Annotated in this window: 18 protein-coding genes; 13 read left to right on the forward strand and 5 right to left on the reverse strand. The window is 48.2% G+C overall.

Annotation, left to right across the window (positions count from 1 at the left end; translation table 11 throughout):
• Nucleotides 1–92: 92 nt before the first annotated feature.
• From ftsW to M662_RS02680, 3 genes are all read left to right on the forward strand, one after another.
• On the forward strand, nucleotides 93–1,208 hold the full coding sequence (gene ftsW / locus M662_RS02670; protein ID WP_008634440.1) for a putative lipid II flippase FtsW: 1,116 nt from the start codon (nucleotides 93–95) through the stop codon (nucleotides 1,206–1,208).
• 77 nt (nucleotides 1,209–1,285) lie between these two features.
• Entirely contained in the window at nucleotides 1,286–1,921 is a 636-nt protein-coding gene (locus M662_RS02675) for a DUF1232 domain-containing protein (protein WP_026578799.1), read from the forward strand.
• Nucleotides 1,922–1,973: 52 nt separating this feature from the next.
• Entirely contained in the window at nucleotides 1,974–3,140 is a 1,167-nt protein-coding gene (locus M662_RS02680; RefSeq protein WP_008634447.1) for an FtsW/RodA/SpoVE family cell cycle protein, read from the forward strand.
• Between the two features lie 45 nt (nucleotides 3,141–3,185).
• On the opposite strand, the gene M662_RS02685 is transcribed toward M662_RS02680, so the two are convergent.
• Nucleotides 3,186–3,740, reverse strand: coding sequence for a PadR family transcriptional regulator (locus M662_RS02685; RefSeq protein ID WP_026578798.1), 555 nt, complete (start codon nucleotides 3,738–3,740; stop codon nucleotides 3,186–3,188).
• A 116-nt stretch (nucleotides 3,741–3,856) separates the two neighbouring features.
• Between M662_RS02685 and M662_RS02690 the strand changes: the two genes are divergently transcribed.
• Nucleotides 3,857–4,357, forward strand: coding sequence for a phenolic acid decarboxylase (locus M662_RS02690; protein WP_026578797.1), 501 nt, complete (start codon nucleotides 3,857–3,859; stop codon nucleotides 4,355–4,357).
• 68 nt (nucleotides 4,358–4,425) lie between these two features.
• On the opposite strand, the gene M662_RS02695 is transcribed toward M662_RS02690, so the two are convergent.
• Complete coding sequence (locus M662_RS02695; RefSeq protein ID WP_008634452.1) at nucleotides 4,426–4,992, reverse strand: TetR/AcrR family transcriptional regulator; 567 nt, start codon at nucleotides 4,990–4,992, stop codon at nucleotides 4,426–4,428.
• A 274-nt stretch (nucleotides 4,993–5,266) separates the two neighbouring features.
• On the opposite strand from M662_RS02695, the gene M662_RS02700 reads away from it, so the two are divergent.
• From M662_RS02700 to M662_RS02710, 3 genes are all read left to right on the forward strand, one after another.
• Entirely contained in the window at nucleotides 5,267–7,207 is a 1,941-nt protein-coding gene (locus M662_RS02700; protein WP_026578796.1) for an efflux RND transporter permease subunit, read from the forward strand.
• Between the two features lie 3 nt (nucleotides 7,208–7,210).
• A complete protein-coding gene (locus M662_RS02705; RefSeq protein WP_026578795.1) occupies nucleotides 7,211–9,022 on the forward strand; it encodes a hypothetical protein in 1,812 nt (603 codons plus the stop codon).
• Between the two features lie 183 nt (nucleotides 9,023–9,205).
• Nucleotides 9,206–10,159, forward strand: a complete 954-nt coding sequence (locus M662_RS02710; RefSeq protein ID WP_026578794.1) for an ATP-dependent 6-phosphofructokinase — start codon at nucleotides 9,206–9,208, stop codon at nucleotides 10,157–10,159.
• Between the two features lie 103 nt (nucleotides 10,160–10,262).
• On the opposite strand, the gene M662_RS02715 is transcribed toward M662_RS02710, so the two are convergent.
• The 3 genes from M662_RS02715 to M662_RS02725 all read right to left on the reverse strand — a co-directional run bounded on the left by M662_RS02715 (nucleotide 10,263) and on the right by M662_RS02725 (nucleotide 13,838).
• Entirely contained in the window at nucleotides 10,263–11,480 is a 1,218-nt protein-coding gene (locus M662_RS02715) for a DUF819 family protein (RefSeq protein WP_026578793.1), read from the reverse strand.
• A 102-nt stretch (nucleotides 11,481–11,582) separates the two neighbouring features.
• A complete protein-coding gene (locus tag M662_RS02720; RefSeq protein WP_026578792.1) occupies nucleotides 11,583–12,776 on the reverse strand; it encodes a cytochrome P450 family protein in 1,194 nt (397 codons plus the stop codon).
• A 168-nt stretch (nucleotides 12,777–12,944) separates the two neighbouring features.
• Entirely contained in the window at nucleotides 12,945–13,838 is an 894-nt protein-coding gene (locus M662_RS02725) for a fructose bisphosphate aldolase (protein ID WP_008634463.1), read from the reverse strand.
• 234 nt (nucleotides 13,839–14,072) lie between these two features.
• Here M662_RS02725 and M662_RS02730 point away from each other — a divergent pair, with 234 nt between their 5' ends.
• From M662_RS02730 to M662_RS02755, 6 genes are all read left to right on the forward strand, one after another.
• Complete coding sequence (locus M662_RS02730) at nucleotides 14,073–15,638, forward strand: ABC transporter substrate-binding protein (protein WP_026578791.1); 1,566 nt, start codon at nucleotides 14,073–14,075, stop codon at nucleotides 15,636–15,638.
• A 72-nt stretch (nucleotides 15,639–15,710) separates the two neighbouring features.
• Complete coding sequence (locus tag M662_RS02735) at nucleotides 15,711–16,652, forward strand: ABC transporter permease (protein WP_026578790.1); 942 nt, start codon at nucleotides 15,711–15,713, stop codon at nucleotides 16,650–16,652.
• Between the two features lie 15 nt (nucleotides 16,653–16,667).
• Nucleotides 16,668–17,507, forward strand: coding sequence for an ABC transporter permease (locus M662_RS02740; protein ID WP_026578789.1), 840 nt, complete (start codon nucleotides 16,668–16,670; stop codon nucleotides 17,505–17,507).
• An 11-nt stretch (nucleotides 17,508–17,518) separates the two neighbouring features.
• Nucleotides 17,519–18,544 (forward strand): ABC transporter ATP-binding protein, encoded by a 1,026-nt coding sequence (locus tag M662_RS02745; protein WP_026578788.1) that lies wholly within the window; start codon nucleotides 17,519–17,521, stop codon nucleotides 18,542–18,544.
• Nucleotides 18,495–19,457, forward strand: a complete 963-nt coding sequence (locus tag M662_RS02750) for an ABC transporter ATP-binding protein (protein WP_026578787.1) — start codon at nucleotides 18,495–18,497, stop codon at nucleotides 19,455–19,457. The genes M662_RS02745 and M662_RS02750 overlap by 50 nt, the downstream gene beginning before the upstream one ends.
• A gap of 4 nt (nucleotides 19,458–19,461) precedes the next feature.
• On the forward strand, nucleotides 19,462–20,130 hold the full coding sequence (locus tag M662_RS02755; protein ID WP_026578786.1) for a DUF1028 domain-containing protein: 669 nt from the start codon (nucleotides 19,462–19,464) through the stop codon (nucleotides 20,128–20,130).
• Nucleotides 20,131–20,173: the final 43 nt, after the last annotated feature.

The raw sequence follows: 20,173 nt of genomic DNA on the forward strand, positions 1-20,173 counted from the left end.
TTTTATCGGATCAATGTTGACAATTTGTCAACGTTTGTACCATAATGAACGAGCACCAGGGAATAAATATAACGGTGAGATGGTGACAGGAGATGTGGAATCAATTTAAGAAAATGGACCACGCGCTGATTGTCGTAGTCATTCTTCTGGCAGCCTTCGGTGTGGTGATGGTATATAGTGCGAGCTTCGTCAAAGGGTACATGGAGTTTGGAGATGCCCAGTTCTTCTTCAAAAGGCAGCTGTTCTCTCTTGTAATCGGCATTTCTGTCATGGCCTTAGCATCTTATCTCCCTTACAGATGGTACGGGAAGTGGATAACCATGATGGTCGTCGTTTCCCTCGTGCTGCTGGTTGCCGTGCTGACAGTGGGCGTAGAGAGGAATCACTCTCAAAGGTGGCTGCATATCGGTCCCGTTCTGCTTCAGCCGACGGAAATGATCAAGCTTGTCATGCTTCTCTATTTTGCCTATTTCTATTCGAAACGCCAGCGGGTGATCCATCATTTCCGGGAAGGGGTCGCCCCGCCCTTGATTCTTCTGGCAGTCGTCTTCCTGCTCGTGCTTCAGCAGCCGGATCTGGGGACAGCATCCGCGATCGCCATTCCATGCGGGTTCATCGTATGGAGTGCAGGTGTTAAGGGGAAGCATTTGTTTATACTTGGATCCATTGCCGGGAGTGCCGTCGTCTATTTCGCCCTTACTGCTTCTTATCGTCTCGATCGCATCCTTTCTTTCCGTGATCCGTTGGCAGACCCGAATGGGGAAGGGTATCAACTAATCGGCTCTTATAAAGCGATCGCTTCCGGGGGGTGGACAGGAAGAGGACTTGGAAACAGCGTGGAGAAAATGGGCTATTTACCGGAAGCGCACACGGATTTCATTATGTCGATTGTACTGGAAGAGCTTGGCTTGATCGGCTTGCTTATCATCCTCGGGGGATATGTGACGATTTTGTACCGCGGGGTACGTATCGCTGTCCAAACAAAGGATACGTTCGGGAAGCTGCTGGCTGTCGGACTGACCTTCCAAATCGGTTTGCAGGCGGTCTTCAATCTCGGTGCCGTATCAGGATTACTCCCGATTACCGGAATAACGCTCCCGTTCATCAGTTATGGAGGCTCTTCTTTGATCGTTCTATTGCTCTCGGCAGGCATCCTTGTTAATATCTCTACATACCGCAGGATTTCTGTCAGGAAAAAGTATGCTTAAAATGTTGACAATTTGTCTACGGTTGAGATGTTATAATAAAGAAATGAAATGTATGAATCGGTAAGGATGTGAAGCTGTTGTCTTCATCAACAAAACTTGGTGAATATTTAAAGGAACGAATGGGGCTGCTTGCTCTTTCCATGAGAGAAATCGGACGAAGGGCGGGCATCGACCCTGCTGTTGTCTCTAAAATCATGAACGGCAGAAGAAGAGCGACACCGGCACATCTGGAAAAACTCGCTGGAGTTTTAGATGTGCCTTTGAAAGATTTATATAGGTTGGCGGATTATCCTTTGGATGAGGAGGAGAAGGGAAGCGATGAGCTTGCACAATCCGTCGAAACGATCCATCAGTTACTGAAGGTGAGTGAAGGTTATGATGGTGATTTTTCCCTTGATCGTCTTAAAGGAGAGGTATCCTCTTACCAGGCCTATGCCGGTACAGAGGAAGGAAAAGCGTCCATAAAAGAAAATTTCAAACAAAAATTAATGAAAGTCGGAAGCGCCGCCGGCCCGTTTATACAACAGCTGGAACGTATGTATGACGCTTTCTTTCAAAAAGAGAAGAGTAGACGGGAGCTTATGGTTATTGGAGGAGTTCTTCTGTACTTCATAGCCCCGGTTGACGTCATCCCTGATTATTTCTTCCCAATCGGGTATGTGGATGACGCGTTAGCTGTTCAGTTGTATCTGTCGATGGTTACGAAGTCATGACCTAAGGTAAGAACGGACTCCGGCGTTTCGGACAGTCGGAAGGAGCGCATCATTGACTACGAAAGCTTCGTACTGGGAGAAGCTGGACCAAGGGATTTTATGTATAATCGTTTCATTCTTTGTGATCAGTGTTGTTTTTATATACAGCAGTCAGAATGCAGGCGTATATTCGATCAACTTTGCGGGTCGACAAGTCATCAATTATGCAATTGGTGTCACATTAATGCTGATCGTGGCTAAATTGGATATCGATCAAATTGAGCGTCTGGCGTGGCCCCTTTACATCGGTTCGTTTGCATCGGTATTCGTGTTGAGGTGGGCACCGCCGGGGATTGCGCCTGTGATCTATGGAGCGAAGCGCTGGTTCAATATCCCGTTGATCGGTTCCATACAGCCGTCGGAATTTCTGAAGATCAGTCTGTTTATTTTAACCGCGAGCATCCTTGCCACTTACCAGGCCGGGAAAGCCCGTACTATCTGGACAGATATAAGGATGTTAGGGAAACTTATGTTGTTGACCGTTCCGCCTGCCTTGTTCGTGTACCAGCAGCCGGATACGGGAATGGTCATACTCTATTTCATCGGAATCGGGAGTATGATCTTTCTCTCGAACATTTCGAAACGAATTTTGGCTGTTTTAGTGATCGTCCCAGTGGTGCTCCTTGTTTCGGTGGTCACTCTTTTCCTGTATCAGCCTGAAGTGATGGAGGAATATGTGCTGCCTCTTTTGAAGCCGCACCAACAGGATAGGATTGTCGGTTTTCTCGATCCTTCGACGAGTCAGGATCAGTCTTATCAGAGTCACAGGGCGCAATTGGCGGCGGGAAGTGGTCAATTTACCGGAAAAGGGCTGATGAACGGAGAAATTTACATTCCGGAGAAGCACACCGACTTCATCTTTGCCGCCATTGCTGAAGAGGGAGGATTCATTGCAGCCACTATCGTTGTACTCCTCTTTTTTCTGCTCATCTACAAGTTCTTCAAGTTTGCGGAAGAAACGGAGGTATTCTTCGGAACTTGTTTAATGGTGTCTATAGCGGTCAGCATGTCTGCACAAATTTTTCAGAATATCGGAATGGTCATCGGTTTGATGCCGGTGAAGGGGATCGCACTTCCTTTCATTACATACGGGGGAAGTTCCCTGTTCTCGACGATGATGATGGTGGGAATCGCTCTGTCGCTCCGTAAAAATCACGGAAAATACATGTTTAGTAATTAAGAAAAGGAAGGCATCTGCTGTAATGATGCCTTCCTTTTCTTATGATCATCTCTGAAGGAAGTGAATACTCTCTTCGAGCCAGGCAACATAGCCTTCTTCTCTGGTAATGGCCTTCGTCAATACGAAATAATGACCGAGTTCTTCTGCATTTAATTGAAGTGGGTCGGTATCCGGCCCGAAAAGGCTCTGGAATTCTGATTTAAGCTCACACAGCTTATCTTTTCGAAGCTTCTTCTGGTTTTCAAATACCTCCGCCCGTTTATTCTCGGGGATATCCTTCAGGAAATACATCCGGAGAGCGAAAGTATCTTTTTCTGTTTCGACCTCCGCCGGCAGGGCGGTCAGCCACTTCTTCAATTCTTCCTCTCCTTCACTGGTAAGGTGATACATTTTCTTCTCCAGCTTGGCTCCTGCCATCTCAATATAGAGAGAAATTAAATTCTCCTCCAGGAGCTTTTTCAATTCTACATAGATTTGGCTGTGCTTGGCACTCCAAAATTGTCCGATCGCCCCTTTAAATTCAGCAGTGATATCATAACCGCTCTTATCTTCTTTACTCAGTAAACCTAAAATTGCATATTTTAATACTCTGCGTCCCATCCGAGACCTCCTGATTCGATCGTTTGACAACATTATAGCATAAGAGTAAAGTTTTACATGTAAAATAAAACATGTAAATAGTTACATGTTTTAATAATTGGAGAGGTGAAATCAGCATGAAAAACTTGAATGAATTTCTTGGAACGCAAATGATCTATACGTACGAGAACGGCTGGGAATATGAAATGTACATTAAGAATGCGGATACGATCGACTACCGGATCCACAGCGGTATGGTCGGAGGACGCTGGGTCCGTAACCAAAAAGTAGATATCGTCAAAATTACCGACGGTGTGTTCAAGGTTTCCTGGACCGAGCCTACAGGTACCGACGTTTCGCTGAATTTCATGCCCGATGAAGACCGGATGCACGGAGTTATTTTCTTCCCTAAGTGGGTGCATGAACGTCCGGATATCACAGTTTGTTATCAGAACGATCATATCGAGTTGATGGAGGAATCCAGAGAGAAGTATGAGACGTATCCTAAATATGTCGTACCTGAATTCGCGGATATCACCTTTAAGAAGCACGTTGGAATAGATAAGGAGACGGTTGTTTCTGAGGCTCCATACAAAGGGATGACGGATGATATCCGTTCAGGCAAGCTCTCTTTCTGAACATGCAAAAAGAGCGGTAGAACTCAAGGGTTCTACCGCTCTTTTTTGTATCGTAGTTTGTCAGCAGGTTATTCTACATAAGAGAAGCCGTGGTTGATGAAGGTGTGGATCATGGCAGCCATCTGCCCTGGCGGCTGGGTCATGTCGTTCCTGATCCAATCCTTAATGACATGAATGGCGCCGCTGATAACGAAGGAGCTGAAGTATTCGGATTCTTCTTTCTCTACCTTACTGTCGCTCATCCAATTATTCAGCATGAAGCTCCTCGCGAGCTCCATCATCTTCTGTTCGAAGCTGGAAGCGGAGTCGCTCGTAAGAAGGGTTTGGAACATACGCTTGTTGTCGATGATATACTCCAGGATCTTCTCCGTCATCTGCTGGGATTCTTCTTCTTTTTCATAGCTGTAATTTTGTAAATACTGCTTCATATCTTCGGTAATCTCTGCTTCTATTTTATGAAGGAGGTCGTAGTGATCCGTATAGTGGGTATAGAAGGTGGAACGATTGATATCGGCGATTTCACAAATTTCTTTGACGGTGATGTCGGCTATCTTCTTTTCTGCGAGCAGGATGATCAAGCTTTCTTTGAGAACTTTTCTTGTGTATTTCTTTCTGCGGTCCAGTTTTCCACTCATGATTTCACTCCTTAACCGTTACAGTTATGTGACAATCCAACACAAAGGCATGTTCGTGTCGGGAAACTGACGTAATTTATAAAACTGTTTGTTGAATATCCAACACAGTGTCAATAAAATATTAAAGTGTACCAACGCGTTTTGCAAGAGAGGGGGAGGCCTTATAGGCTGGACATCATCAGTAATCAAACATAAGAAAAGCATTGTCATCCTATTTACGATACTTACCTTACTAAGTGCTGTGGCACAGTTCGCTGTATCGGTGAACTATAATATGGTCGATTATCTTCCACAGGATTCACCGTCGATGGAGGCGATGGATTTAATGGAGGAAGAGTTCGATGAGCCGGTGGAGAATGCGCGAGTGATGATTCAGGATGTTTCCATCACCGAGGCACTTCAGTATAAAGAAGACCTGGAGGCGATTGAAGGAGTCAGCGGCGTCACATGGCTCGACGATGTGGTTGATTTAAAAGTTCCATTGGAAATGGCAGATGCCGATATGACGGACTCCTACTATAAAGATAACGCCGCTTTGTTTTCGTTGAACATCGCGGAAGGATTTGAAGTAGATGCGACCGATGCGATTTATGAGTTGATCGGAGAGGATAATGCGGTTGCAGGGGAAGCTGTCAATACCGCGACATCCCAGAAAATGACCGGTAGTGAATCAGCCTACGCGGCGGCTCTGCTCGTTCCGATCATCATTCTTATTCTCGTGCTGTCGACGACGTCATGGATGGAGCCTGTCTTCTTCCTGGTGGCGATCGGCGTATCGGTTCTGATTAATTTAGGCACGAATATCTTCCTTGGTGAAGTATCATTCGTTACTCAGTCGGTGGCACCGATTCTGCAGCTTGCTGTATCCCTGGATTATGCCATCTTCCTGCTGCACAGTTTCTCCGATTACCGCAAGCAGGTGGAAGATCCGAAAGAAGCCATGCAGTTGGCCATGAAACGTTCGTTCCCCGCAATCATTGCCAGTGCTTCCACGACGTTCTTCGGATTCACTGCCCTTACATTCATGGATTTCGGAATCGGTTCCGACCTCGGTCTGAACCTTTTGAAAGGGATATTGCTCAGCTTCATCAGCGTCATGATCTTCCTTCCGGCTCTTACGCTTATGTTCTATAAGTGGATCGACCGGACCAAGCATAGAGCGTTCATTCCTGATTTCAAGAATGTCGGGCGCCGAGTCATGAAGTTCAAGGTTCCCAGTCTGATTCTTGTCGTCCTGCTTATTGTCCCGGCATACCTTGCGCAAGGGCAAACGAGCTTCATCTACGGAACGGGGGAGCAGCCTGATAATACGAGAGCAGGCCAGGATGTCGAAGCGATTCAACAGGAGTTCGGCAAGAATATGCCGATGGTGCTTCTCGTCCCGCGTGGAGACAGGGCTAAAGAAGAGCAGATTGTTCAGGAATTGGAGGATATGGAAGGTATTTCGAGCGTGATGTCTTACGTGAATATCGTAAGCCCGGCCATTCCGCCTGAATTTTTGGATGAATCGATGACCGAGGCCTTTTATTCCGAGCATTATGCCCGCATCACGTTATATACGGAAACGGACGCGGAAGGAGAGGAAGCGTTCTCTCTGATTGAGAAGGTGAAAGAAACCGCGGATGAATATTATGAAGAGAACCACCTTCTTGGGGAAAGCGTAACCTTGTATGACATGAAGAATATCGTGCAGAAGGATAACACGCTTGTCAATGCACTGACGATCATTACGGTTGCGCTTGTGCTGCTGTTGACGTTCCGTTCCATTTCGATTCCGCTGATTCTGCTTGTGACGATACAGCTGTCGGTTTGGATTAACTTATCGTTTCCGTATTTCTCGGATACGCCACTTGTCTATGTCGGCTACCTGCTGATCAGTACGATTCAACTGGCAGCTACGGTGGACTATGCGATCCTGTTCACAGAGAATTACAACCACCTGCGTAAAGACATGCCGGCCCTGCAGGCCATCAAGAGAACGATTGATGAGAAGATCTTCTCAATTTTCGTGTCGGCTGCCATTTTGTCGAGCGTCGGATTCATTTTATGGATGACCTCTTCCAACCCGATCGTCTCATCGATCGGATTGCTGCTTGGTCGAGGGGCGCTGCTTGCCTTCCTGATGGTTGTATTCGTACTTCCGGCTCTGATGGTCGTTCTTGATCCAATCATCAGGAAGACGACGTACAAAGCTAATTTCTATAAAGGAGAATGAGCGATGAGTATTAAACGTATGACGGCAGTCGGCTCTGCGTGTGTTCTCCTGCTGACAGCTGTTTCTCCAGTTGTAGCAGAAGAAGGTGGGAAGGATCAGGGAGACAAAGGATCCTTTTCAGCAAAACATGAAGTGGTCTACGCCAATTTGAAACCGGATGGAGACCAGGAAAAGCTCTATGTCATCAACAATTTTGATATAAAGGATAAAGGAAGCATTGTCGATTATGGTCCTTATACGAGCGTGCAGAACCTGACCGATGTTAATGAAATCAAACAGGAAGGTCAAAAGGTCGAATGGACAGCAGAAGAAGACGAGTTCTATTACCAAGGCAACTTGAAAGGGGATACCCCTCTTCCTTGGGACCTGGACGTGACCTATGTGCTTAATGGCAAAGAGATCTCTGCGGATCAACTTGCCGGTAAGGACGGAAAGCTCGAAATTAAAATTAAGACGACGAAGAATGAGAAGGCGGACGCTAGTTTCTTCAACAACTATTTAATGCAGATTACGATTCCGATGGCTTCTTCTAAATTCGAGAATATTGAAGCGGAGGAAGGAACGGTGGCCAATGCCGGGAAGGACCGGCAAGTGACCTTTACCGTTCTCCCCGAAGAAGAAGGTGATTTCACCGTTACGGCGGAAGCTGACAATATGGAGATGGAAAGTATCGAGTTCACCGCTGTACCTTCCTCCATGGCCATTGATGCACCGGATATCGGTGGAGTGAAAAACGACATGGGGTCTTTAGCAGAGGCAACCGCCAGCATTGATAACGGTGTCGGCGATTTACAGAATGGTATTAAAGAATTGAACGGCGGGGTGGCGAGCCTCTATGACGGCTCTGTGCAATACAAACAGGGGATGGAAAGCCTGAACAGCCGGTCATCGGAACTTGTGGAAGGATCTGGTTCCATACAATCCGCCCTTCAGCAGATGAATGAAGCGGTTCAGGGCGGCACTGGTGACGTCGATTTAAATGATTTGACGAAGGTAGAGGGCGGGCTGCGTGAGTTGGCGGACAGCCTGAAGAACGCCCAGTCGGAAATCGATGATTTGAATGCTCAGTATGGAAAAGCGAATCAGGCACTGGCTGATGCCATCGCAGCAATTCCGGGATATAACATTACAGAAGCGGATATTCAGGCACTTCGTGACAGCGGGGCGGATCAGGATATCATTGACCAGCTTTTGGAAACATATAGAGCAGCCCAAGCGGCTAAAGGAGCCTTCACGGATGCAGAGGGGGCATTCCAAGCAGTGACGCCTGCTTTGGAACAGAGCTCCGCTTCTCTCGGAGAGATGAGTAACCAGCTTTACAACGTAGCAGATCAGGTCGGAGCCGGTCTTGAAAGGATGGATATTGCAGGTTCCATTGCTGAACTGCAGACGGGTTTCGATCAGCTCACTTCCAATTATGCGACCTTCCATCAGGGTTTGAAGCAGTACACGGGGGGCGTAGCGGAACTGACGAATTCCTATGAGGATATCCACGGGGGAATTGCCGGTTTGACGGATGGAACGGCAGAGCTTGAAGAGGGGGCCGGCCGGTTGAAAGGCGGCACTTCAGAGCTGGCTTCTGCAACGAGTGATCTCCCGGGCCAGATGCAGTCCGAAATCGATCAGATGGTAGAGGAATACGACAAGTCGGATTATGAGCCGGTGTCCTTCGTTTCTGAGAAAAATGAGCAGATTAATTCTGTCCAATTCGTCATGAAGACGGAAGCGGTCAAGCAGGAGGAAAAAGAAGAGAAGAAACCGAAAAAGAAAGAAGAAAAAGGGTTCTTTGAGCGATTGTTAGCATTATTTAAATAAGAACGAAATCCTCCGTCCGGGATCCTGCCGGGCGGGGGATTTTTTTCATAAATCATGGATGAAGAGCATTCCCACGACTTTGAAAGGCGCAAAATGTTATTATAAGGATTAGGTCAGGGAAAAGGTGGAATTCCTTTTGCCTCTGAACATCCAGATGTGAACGACAGAAAGTGAGTGATGATAATGAATCGAATAGGCGTGTTGACAAGTGGAGGAGATGCTCCCGGTATGAATGCTGTCATTCGGGCAGTAGTGAAGTCAGGAATGGCTTCCGGCAAGGAAGTGGTAGGAATCCATAACGGATTTCACGGATTATTAGAAGAATCCGTAGAGACACTGGACAAGGAAGCGGTACGGACGATTCTTTCCCGAGGGGGCACGATTCTACAGTCTTCTCAGGATATGGATATGTTCGAAGAAGAAGCACAGGAACAAATCAAGCGGCAGCTTACTAAATTTGAAATCGATTCCTTAATCGTAATCGGCGGTCTGGAAGCATTGCAGATGGCGCATGTTCTCGCAGACAAGGGTGTCGCTTGTATAGCAGTCCCGGCTGCGATCAATTCTACGATTCCTCATGTAGCGTCGGCGATCGGCTTCGATACGGCTTTGAATACGATCATGGAGAATATCGATCGTATTCGGGATACGGCGGATTCTCATGAGAAGACGACCATCGTCGAAGTGATGGGGAGAGATTCCGGTACCTTTGCTCTATCAGCCGGCTTGGTCGGTGGTGCGGAAACCATCATCATCCCGGAGAGAAAAGCGGAGCTTGATGAGGTGATCGAGGAAATGAAAGATCAGGAGGACCACCGTTACCGCATTATCATCATGGCGGAGGGAGTCGGAAATGCAGCGGATTTCGGAGCGAGATTGAAGGAGGAAGCCGGCGTGGAAGCGAGGGTAACGATTTTGGATGATACCCAATATGGTGGAACGCCGTCTGCAAGAGACCGGATGATGGCGACACGTCTCGGTGCCTATGCGGTCGAACTTCTGAATTCTGGCCAGACAGGCTTCTATGTCAGCTTGAAGGAAGAGGAGCTCATCACTTATGAGCTGTCAGAGATTGATAAAGAAACGCCGGTTCGGAATGAATCCATGTATTCGCTCGCGAAGAAACTTTCTATATAAGTAAAAAAAGGCCCCTCTCTGGAGGGGCCTTTCGCTTGTTCGAAAAGAGATAGGAAGGGAAAAAGACTTTACCTGAGGGATAGTTCAGGCAGTCAGGTCCCGTTTACATAGATTGAAAGACATAGTACATCATACTGCCGGCGTAGTTGCCGATGATGTATCCGAGTGTGCCGACCAACATGATAGGGACAATCAGCCGCTGCCACCCTTTCGCAATAGCAAAGGCTGCTGCGGTCGTCGGCCCGCCGACGTTGGCATTGCTTGCTACGATCATTTCCTCCAGGCTGAAACGGAACAAACGACCGACTCCGAATGTCAGGAGCATGTTGAAGAAAACGATGATCGCGACAAAGATGATAAGCAGCGGAGCATTCTGGACCAATAATGGAATCGATGCGGGTACACCGATGACGACGAAGAAAATGTATATAAGGTAGGTCCCCAATTCCTGTGCACCATGTATGTTATCGAAAAATTTATCAAATAGGGTGACAGCAAGAACGGTGATAGTCGTCAGCATCAAATAACCATCTCCAAATAATCCGTTCATTATGTTTAAATACACCGGTACTCCTTCGCCTGATGGAATCCAGGCGCTGATCCAATCCGCCAGCTTGAAGGAAACACCCACCAAAACGAACGCACTCCCGCTTGCAAGCGCAATATCTTTAAGAGAGATGTCCTTCCTCTTCCAATAATCTGCTGCCGTATTTTTAGACGAGTCGACGGTGCGTTCCTGCTCATCGATGTAGGGAGTCCGGAATTTCCTGCGGAAGAAGGAGGAGGCCGGGATCAGGATCAACACAAAGAAATACAAAGCCATCAACAGGTTGTCGGCAACGATTGCGGAAGCGGCGAGCTCTCCGGGTGGGTTCAGCTTGCCGGACAGGGCGGCGAAGTTCACACCTCCGCCAATGTAAGAGCCTGTTTCCATTGCTGCTATCTTATCCAGGTTTGGAATGGTATCTTTCAGGAAGAAGAAGGCTATGTACGCACCGATGACGGTACCGATGGAGCTGATCAGGAAGATGAACAGCATCCGTCCGCTTTCTTTGATCACTTTTCTTAAATTGGCTTGAAATAAGAGCAGCGGGATAGCCAGAGGAATGACATATGTCCATACGGCATCGTAGGCGGGTGCGTCTGTCGGAATCACCTTTATGTTGGCGAGGATCAGGGCACCGACGAGGGCGATGATGGCTCCGGTCATTTTGGCTGCCCATTTGTATTTTTGCTCCAGATAAATGCTTACAGCTGCCCAGCCGGCAAGAAATGCCCACAACAGCCACGTGTCATCTGCTTGAATCAACGTTTGTTCCATCTTCATCTCTCCTTTTTCTACATTTTATCGTATCTCAGCTGGTTTTTTTACATTTTTTGATAAATAGGAAAAGAGGCACTCTATAACGAGTGCCTCTTTCGTTTACCAGGTGACAGGGAGACTGCGCAGGCCGCGTAGAAGAAAGATCGAGCGCCATTCGGGCGCCTCTCCGTTCGGGTCGATTGTGATGGCAGGGAGCGATGCAAACAGCTTCTCCAATGCAATGTTCCCTTCCAATCTGGCGAGTGGGGCACCGAGGCAGAAGTGAATGCCGAAGCCGAACGCGACGTGACCGTTGCTCTTCCTTGTAACGTCAAACGTGTCTGCCTTTTCGAATTTATCGTTATCCCGATTGGCGGAGCTGATGGAGGCTAAGACCATATCGCCGCGCCGGATCGTCTGCCCGCGAAACTCCATGTCGTCGGCGGCCCATCTTGCTGTCGAGAAGTCGACAGGACTGTAGTAGCGCAGTCCTTCTTCAACGGCTCCCGGGATGAGGGAAGCATCTTTTTTGACTGAATCCAGCTGGTCCGGGTGCTCAAAAAGGGCGAGCATCGTGTTACCGATCAAATTGACGGTGGTTTCATGACCGGCGATGATCAAAAGGAAGATCATCGAATATAACTCCTGCCGGCTCAACTGTTCTCCGTCTTCCTCTGTTTGGATAAGGTAGGAAACAAGATCGTCGGTCGGATTCTGCTTTCTCTTCTCAAAGAGGTCGGTCAAATAGGTAGTGAAGGCTTCCACATCCGCTGCAAAATCCGTGTCCTCTTCGTTGGAGGCGGCCACGATGGAGTTGGACCACTTCCGGAACTTATCCCGGTCTTCTGCCGGTACACCGAGCATCTCACTGATGACGATGATCGGCAGAGGGAAGGCATAATCGTCGATCAGGTCCACCGGTCCTCCTTTCTTTTTCATTTGCTCGATTAGATCATCTGCGATTTCACTGATCCGTGGAGTCAATTCCTTGATCGTTTTCGGGTGGAAGTAGGGCTGGACAAGCTTGCGTAAGCGCGTGTGGTCAGGGGGGTCGACATCAAGCATCATGTTTTCGAAGATAGTGATTTCTTTGTCACCGTCATCGTCAGGCGTCCTCTGGATCAGCTTCGTCTGATCTTTTAGGAAACCCGGCGCCTTCAGCATTTCTTTGACATCGTCATATTTGGTGACAAGCCACGTAGCGGGAGTGCCATCAGACATTTGAAATACGGGTTGTTTATCTCTCATTTTTTCATAAAAAGGGTAGGCGTTATCTTTGAAGTTGGATTGGTAAAGCTGTTCCATCGTTTCCATAAGTGGGGACCACCTTTCTTTAAGTAAAGTATAAAAGATTGGAAGGATCATGAACAAATGATAGGAAAAGGGAAAGAGGAATATCGTTACTATTTCCTATTTCCTTAGAATAGGTTTCCCGTTCATGAAAAAGGCGTACACCACGGTGTACGCCTTTTCTGAATTCTATTATCTGCCTTTTTGTACAGAAGCTGCGTAAATGGAATCGACGGCATTCTGCAGGGCCTGATCAAACGTTTCGTCTGACTGGTCTGCATACACATCGCCGACAAGTGCCCGGGAGAAGCTCGCGATTAACCCATCATTCGCTGTCAGCTTCTCGTTGGCCTCTTCCCGTTCATAACCTCCGGAGAGAGCGACGACACGAATGACTTTCGGGTGGTCGACAAGTTCCTTATACGCATTCGTTTTTGTTGGAATCGTCAACTTCAACATGACCTGCTGATCCTCTTCCAACTCGTTCAAGTGTTTAAGAATATGATTGCGAAGAAGCTCTTCACATTTCTCTTTCTCTTCGCTGTGAATATTCACTTCCGGTTCGACAATCGGCATCAGGTCGGAAGCGAGGATCCGTTTGGCAATATCAAACTGCTGTTGAACCACTGCTTCGATTCCACTTTCATCCGGATCGTGAATGACGGAGCGCATTTTCGTTCCGAATATTTTCCGCTCGTTCGCCCGACGAAGCGTTTCGTCGAGATCGTTGATCGGTTTCATGAGCTGGACGCCGTTTTCTTTATCGGCAAGCCCTTTATCGACTTTCAGAAAAGGCACAATGCCCTTCTCCGCGAGATAGTCTCCTGTGTATTTCCCTTCGACTTTACGGTCCATCGTTTTCTCAAAAAGAATAGCTCCTAGAATTTTTTCGGAATCGAAAGCAGGGGAGGTGATGATCCTTGTCCTCATCTCGTGGACTTTATCGAACATCTCGTCTTCATTATTGTAGGCATCTTCAGGAATGCCGTAATCAGCCAGAGCCTTCGGCGTACTTCCGCCACTTTGATCCAGAGCGGCAATAAATCCTTTTCCGTTTTTAATTCGGTCGAGCTGTTGCTGGTTCATCTTATCTGCTCCTTCCAGAATTTTATGGAATGTCCATTGTAAGCATTCCCTGTCCTCTCCGAAATGTAACGTTCAAATCCATAAAATTTGAAGATCCCCTGATTTGTAAACTTTCCTAACATTTGCTTTTATTCTTTGGAACATCTCCCATATAAATACGACAGGTTTCTACAATATAATAAAATTACTGTATTTTTTAAATTTACTGAAAATAAAAAAGGGGGCCATTATTGAATGAAGAAAATCTACTGGTTGTTGCTGCTCGTATCCCTGCTGCTCTTGCTTGCCGGCTGTCAGGACCCGACGGAGTCTGGTTCATCTGATTCCGGTTCGGAGGAGAATAATCAGGAAGGGGAGGCTTCGGAAGGTGGAACATTGACGATCACAGATCTATCCGAAGGACAGAGTCTCGATCCTCACGTCGTGACAGATGCAGCCTCCATGCGCTACATCGAGAACATGTACAACACCTTGTTCAAGTATGAGAAAGGGACCTACGGAGAAATCGAAGGAGACTTAGTAGAGGATTATGAAGTTTCTGATGATGGTACGGTCTATACTTTGACCCTCCACGACGGCGTGACGTTTCATAATGGGGACGCTTTGACTTCAGAAGATGTGAAGTACTCCATTGAAAGAATTATAGAAAACGAAGTAAGGGCGGCTCAGTTTGAGTCCTTGGAAAGTATCGAGACGCCGGATGACACGACAGTCGTTCTGACTTTAGCCGAGCCGGTCGCTCCGTTCCTGACATTCCTTGCTTATCCGATGAATGCCATTGTCAACAAAACGATCGTCGATGAGAACGGCGGCGACCTGGCTGGTGCGGATGCCGGCAGCGGCCCATTCACATTGGGTGAGTGGACGAAGGATCAGGAAATGGTCCTGGAGAAGTATGAGGACTACTTTAAAGATGGACTGCCTTATTTAGATAAAGTCGTGTGGCGTTCGATTCCGGATGAAACAGCACGAACTACAGCCATCCGAAACGGGGAGATCGATATTCTTCTCCAAACACAGCCGAAGGATGTCCAAGTATTGGAGCAGGCAGACAACGTCAATGTGGAGACTGTCGCCGGAACGTATTGGGAGTATGTCGGTTTGAATACCGAGGCAGGTCCATTGTCCGATCCGAAGGTCCGTCAGGCCATTGCGTGGGCTGTCGATCGTGATGCTGTCAACGACGTCGTGAAGCTGGGACAGGCGACTCCGCTACGAAGCGGCCCGATTCCGGACAACCACTGGGCACACCTGGAAGATGCCGTGTATCCAGAGCAGGATTTGGACAAAGCGCGTCAATTGTTGGAAGAAGCAGGAGTCTCTGACTTGAGTTTGACAATGAAAGTGAGTACGAACCAAGCGCAGATCGATGCCGCGCAGGTCATTAAGCAGCAGCTTCAGGAAGTCGGCGTGACGGTCGAGGTCGTCTCCCAGGAGGACAGTGTCTTCTTTGATGCTCTCGGTAATGGAGATTTTGAAATGACTGTTGTCGGCTGGGTCGGTTTCGTCGATCCAGATGAGTTCCTTTATAACATCTTCCATACAGACGGCATGTACAACCAACAGGCGTACTCCAACCCGGATGTCGATGCATTGTTGGAACAGGGACGTAAAGAGATGGATAAAGAGAAACGGACGGAAATCTATGCAGAAGCACAGCGTATGATTGCCGAAGATGCTCCGATGGTCTTCTTGTACGCCAACCCGCAGACGTCGGCACTCAGCGATCGTGTAAGCGGATTTGATGTTCATCCTACGGTGACGACGATTTCATTAGAAGAGACGAAGGTTGACCAATAATAAATAGATAAAACGAAAAAGTGGCTTCCGGCCACTTTTTCCTTCACTTTACGTGCAAGGAGGGACGATTGGATGATCCAATACATCATCAAACGGCTGCTTATTTCCATTCCGGTCTTGTTCGGAATCTCCATTGTGGCGTTCTTCATCGTCCGGCTGGTTCCCGGGGATACGGTCACAGCCATGCTGGGTACCAGTTATTCTCCGGATCAGGCAGCTGCCTTGAGAGATAAGTACGGGCTGGATGAACCACTCATTCAGCAATATCTCTTATGGCTCGGAAACGTTCTGCAAGGGGATTTCGGATATTCGCAATTTACGAACACTCCGGTGCTTGAAGCAATCATGGCCCGGCTTCCGATTACGATCGAGCTTGCCCTGCTTAGTGTAATCATCGCTGTTATTCTTGCCATTCCACTTGGTACGATAGCTGCTCTCAAGAGGAACAGTAAGTTTGATTACGGAGCAAGTTTTGGCGGGATGCTCGGCATATCTGTTCCTAACTTCTGGCTTGGTACATTGATGATTCTCTTCTTCAGTCTCTATGCCGGCTGGTTTCCTTCCGGCGGCTTCGTCGGCCTTTATGACAGCGTATGGGGAAATCTGAAGAGCATGCTGCTTCCTGCTGTCGCCTTAGGCACAGCTGTAGGAGCTGTCGCGATGCGGATGACGCGCTCCTCGATGCTGGAAGTGACGAATCAGGAATATATCAAAATGGCAAAAGCAAAAGGGGTTTCCAATTCTCGGATGATTTGGAGACACGCGCTGAAGAATGCGCTCATTCCTGTTGTGACAGTACTCGGCATTCAAACGGGCTATCTGCTTGGAGGCTCTGTCGTCGTGGAGCAGATCTTCGGTCTTCCTGGTGTCGGTCGTCTCGCTCTGCAGGCGATAACAAACCGGGATTACGCGCTGCTGCAAGGGACGATTCTGTTCATTGCAAGCGCCTTTGTGATTGTCAATCTGGTTGTGGATATTATTTACGGATTCCTGAACCCGCAAATCAGATATTAAGAAAGGAGAATCGTGATGTCTGATTTATGGTATCAATTCAAAAAAAATAAAGTCGGTGTTTTCGGACTTGGCATGACGCTTTTGTTTGCAGTGATGGCGGTCGCTGCCCCGCTGATTGCCCCTTATGATCCATACGAAATGATGACGGACGCTATTTTGGAGGGACCGAGTATGGCCCACCTGCTCGGTACCGATCAATTCGGACGTGATATTTTGAGCCGGATCATTTATGGAACGAGGATCTCTTTACAAGTCGGTATTATTTCGGTCGGTCTGTCCTTTGTCTGTGGGACCATCATCGGAGTCGTTGCTGCTTATTACGGCAGATGGGTCGATCATGTGCTGTCCAGGCTGACGGATGTCATGTTCGCTTTCCCGGATATTCTGCTTGCCCTAGTCATTATGGCTATCTTAGGACCAAGCCTCACGAATTTGATGATCGCTGTCGGGATTGTGTACACACCTATTTTCGCCAGGATCGCAAGGGGATCGGTGCTCTCCATCAAGAATTCTCTGTATATCGAAGCGGCCCGCTCGATGGGAGTGAGCAATATGAAGATCATGTGGAAACACATTCTCCCCAATAGTGTGGCCCCGCTTATCGTGCAAGTGACTCTTTCCTTCGCTTTCGCTATCTTGGCAGAAGCGGCGCTCAGCTTCCTCGGTCTCGGAGTTTCTCCGGATACACCGTCCTGGGGAATTATGCTGAGTGAAGGGAAGAGTTGGATGGAAACGGCCTGGTGGACGGCGGTATTCCCGGGCATCGCCATTACGCTTGCCGTGTTCAGCTTCAATACGATGGGCGATGGATTAAGGGATGCCCTTGACCCAAGGTTGAAGAATGAGTCTGCATAAGGAGGAAGCCGATGTCTGAGTATGTGCTGGAAGTACAAAATCTGAAGACGCATTTTCATACGAAGAAAGGGATAGTCAAAGCGGTGGACGGTGTCGATTTAAAAGTAAAGCAAGGAGAAATTCTCGCAGTCGTCGGTGAGTCCGGCTGTGGAAAAAGTGTGACCTCTCAATCGATCATGCGCCTTGTCGGTCAGAAGAAAAGCGAAGAAGTCAGCGGACAGGTCCTGTACCGTGGGGAGGATCTTCTCAAGAAAACAGAGAGAGAAATGCAGCACGTCCGGGGTAAGGATATTTCGATGATCTTTCAAGATCCGATGACTTCCCTTAATCCGGCTTATACGGTTGGTACACAAATTGCCGAAATGCCGATGATTCATGAGAACAAAGACAAGAAGTCGGCATGGAGACGTGCGGTGGAGATGCTGAAGAAAGTCGGTATCCCCTCTCCAGACAAACGGGTGCATCAATACCCGCATCAATTCAGTGGAGGGATGAGGCAACGCGGGGTAATCGCTATGTCCTTGTCCTGTGATCCGGATTTGATCATTGCTGATGAGCCGACCACCGCTTTGGATGTAACCATACAGGCGCAAGTGCTGGATTTATTAAGGCGTCTTAGAGATGAAACGAACGCCGCGATTGTTCTGATCACCCACGATTTAGGCGTTGTTGCTGAGCTGTGTGACAGAGTGGCGGTCATGTATGCCGGCAAAATTGTCGAAGAAGGGTCCGTGGAAGATCTATTCGATCGACCGAAGCACCCTTATACGCAAGGGTTGTTGAAGTCTGTGCCGCGTCCTGGTATCAGGGAACGGCTGCAGCCGATTGAAGGACAGCCGCCTAACCTGCATGATTTACCGGAAGGCTGCCGCTTCGCCGAGCGGTGTCCATTCGTCATGGAACAGTGCCTGCATAAGGAACCGGCGTTAAAGGCTTCGGAGTCGGAACAACACAGAGTCGCCTGCTGGCTGGAGGAGGAGAGAAACGATGACGACAGAGGAACTCGTCCGCGTCGACAACCTGAAGAAGTATTTTAATGTATCCAATGGCATATTTCGAAAGAAGAGTGAAGTCAAAGCAGTAGACGATTTGAGCTTTACGGTCTACAAAGGGGAAACGCTCGGGATTGTAGGAGAGTCCGGATGCGGCAAGTCGACGACCGGGCGTCTGCTAATGCGTCTCCTGGATGCAACGGATGGAGAAGTATATTTTGAAGGCGAGAACATCATGGACTGGGACAGGAAAACGCTGAGGCAGAAGCGACGTGATTTTCAGATGATTTTCCAGGATCCATTCGCCTCTCTTAATCCAAGGATGGTCGTCGAAGATATTATCGAAGAGCCGTTGAAAACGATCGGTATGACGAAGGCGGAACGGAAGGCGCGCGTCGGGAAACTGCTTACGGATGTCGGTATTCCGGAGAGTTACAAAGATCGCTACCCGCATGAGTTCTCTGGAGGGCAGCGTCAACGGATCGGGATTGCGAGAGCCCTGGCGTTAAATCCGAAGTTCATCGTGGCAGATGAACCTGTTGCTGCCCTTGATGTTTCCATTCAGGCGCAAATTATTAACCTGCTGATGGACCTTCAGGAGGAATACGGGTTCACGTATCTTTTCATCGCCCATGATTTAAGTGTCGTCCAATATATCAGCGATCGCGTAGGGGTTATGTACTTAGGGCAGATGGTCGAATTGACCGATAGTGATGAGCTTTATGAGCATCCCCTCCATCCATACACGAAAGCGCTCCTGTCTTCCATTCCGGTTCCTGATATTCATACGAAGCGGGAGAAAATCACGCTCGCGGGGGAAATACCGAGTCCGGACAACCCGCCGTCAGGCTGCAGGTTCCATACCCGCTGCCCGATTGCACAGGAACATTGCAAAACCAAAGTACCGGAATTTAGAGAAATAAAGAAGGGTCACTATGTGGCCTGTCATGAGGTGTAACGTTATGAAGCTAAATACATTTTCTATCATGGCCCGCTGTCCGGAAACGGGCAATTTCGGAGCTGCTGTTGCCACGCGGTTTCCAGGCGTCGGTGCCTATTCTCCCCATATCGAACCGAATGTGGGGATCGTCATCACCCAGGGATGGGTCAATCCGGCATTAGGCCAGGAGGGCGTGGACCATCTGAAGAAAGGGCGGACGGCCAATGAAACGCTCAACCATCTCCTCTTTCATGACCCGGGCAAAGAACTGCGCCAAGTTTCAGTGATGGACCAATATGGAAACAGCAGCGTCTATACAGGGGTGGAGAACGATGATTATAAAGGACATATTGTCGGAGACCAATGGGCGGTCCAAGGGAATCTGCTTACCGGACCGGAAGTCCTTGAACAGATGGTTTCCGCCTTTAAAGAGGCGGAGGGATCACTCGCCGAAAAGCTTCTTGAAGCCCTTCATGCCGGTGATGCAGCCGGTGGAGACATCCGTGGGAAACAGTCTGCGGTCATCAAGGTAGCCTCGGTAAAAGGATTTCCTTTCGTCGACTTCCGCGTCGACGATCATGAGAACCCGGTACAAGAGCTCCGTCGGATTTATGACAAGAACAAATCTGTCCTGATTGACAGGTATCATGAATGGATCGATGCAGTCAAAGAGGGAATTCCCTTAGATTGACATACACTTTTTTCTGAAAATTCCTTATAGTTATTTTAGAGGT

The organism is Bacillus sp. SB49 (assembly GCF_000469135.2).
Classification (GTDB): Bacteria; Bacillota; Bacilli; order Bacillales; family Halobacillaceae; genus Halobacillus.

Excerpts from the sequence above, each read along its gene's own strand:
- M662_RS02725 (WP_008634463.1), bottom strand. The coding sequence starts at position 13,838 with ATGAACCAGCAACAGCTCGACCGAATTAAAAACGGAAAAGGATTTATT.
- M662_RS02710 (WP_026578794.1), top strand. The coding sequence starts at position 9,206 with ATGAATCGAATAGGCGTGTTGACAAGTGGAGGAGATGCTCCCGGTATG.
- M662_RS02685 (WP_026578798.1), bottom strand. The coding sequence starts at position 3,740 with ATGGGACGCAGAGTATTAAAATATGCAATTTTAGGTTTACTGAGTAAA.
- M662_RS02745 (WP_026578788.1), top strand. The coding sequence starts at position 17,519 with ATGTCTGAGTATGTGCTGGAAGTACAAAATCTGAAGACGCATTTTCAT.
- M662_RS02705 (WP_026578795.1), top strand. The coding sequence starts at position 7,211 with ATGAGTATTAAACGTATGACGGCAGTCGGCTCTGCGTGTGTTCTCCTG.
- ftsW (WP_008634440.1), top strand. The coding sequence starts at position 93 with ATGTGGAATCAATTTAAGAAAATGGACCACGCGCTGATTGTCGTAGTC.
- M662_RS02715 (WP_026578793.1), bottom strand. The coding sequence starts at position 11,480 with ATGGAACAAACGTTGATTCAAGCAGATGACACGTGGCTGTTGTGGGCA.
- M662_RS02755 (WP_026578786.1), top strand. The coding sequence starts at position 19,462 with ATGAAGCTAAATACATTTTCTATCATGGCCCGCTGTCCGGAAACGGGC.
- M662_RS02750 (WP_026578787.1), top strand. The coding sequence starts at position 18,495 with ATGACGACAGAGGAACTCGTCCGCGTCGACAACCTGAAGAAGTATTTT.
- M662_RS02730 (WP_026578791.1), top strand. The coding sequence starts at position 14,073 with ATGAAGAAAATCTACTGGTTGTTGCTGCTCGTATCCCTGCTGCTCTTG.
- M662_RS02695 (WP_008634452.1), bottom strand. The coding sequence starts at position 4,992 with ATGAGTGGAAAACTGGACCGCAGAAAGAAATACACAAGAAAAGTTCTC.
- M662_RS02735 (WP_026578790.1), top strand. The coding sequence starts at position 15,711 with ATGATCCAATACATCATCAAACGGCTGCTTATTTCCATTCCGGTCTTG.
- M662_RS02740 (WP_026578789.1), top strand. The coding sequence starts at position 16,668 with ATGTCTGATTTATGGTATCAATTCAAAAAAAATAAAGTCGGTGTTTTC.
- M662_RS02700 (WP_026578796.1), top strand. The coding sequence starts at position 5,267 with ATGGTCGATTATCTTCCACAGGATTCACCGTCGATGGAGGCGATGGAT.
- M662_RS02690 (WP_026578797.1), top strand. The coding sequence starts at position 3,857 with ATGAAAAACTTGAATGAATTTCTTGGAACGCAAATGATCTATACGTAC.
- M662_RS02720 (WP_026578792.1), bottom strand. The coding sequence starts at position 12,776 with ATGGAAACGATGGAACAGCTTTACCAATCCAACTTCAAAGATAACGCC.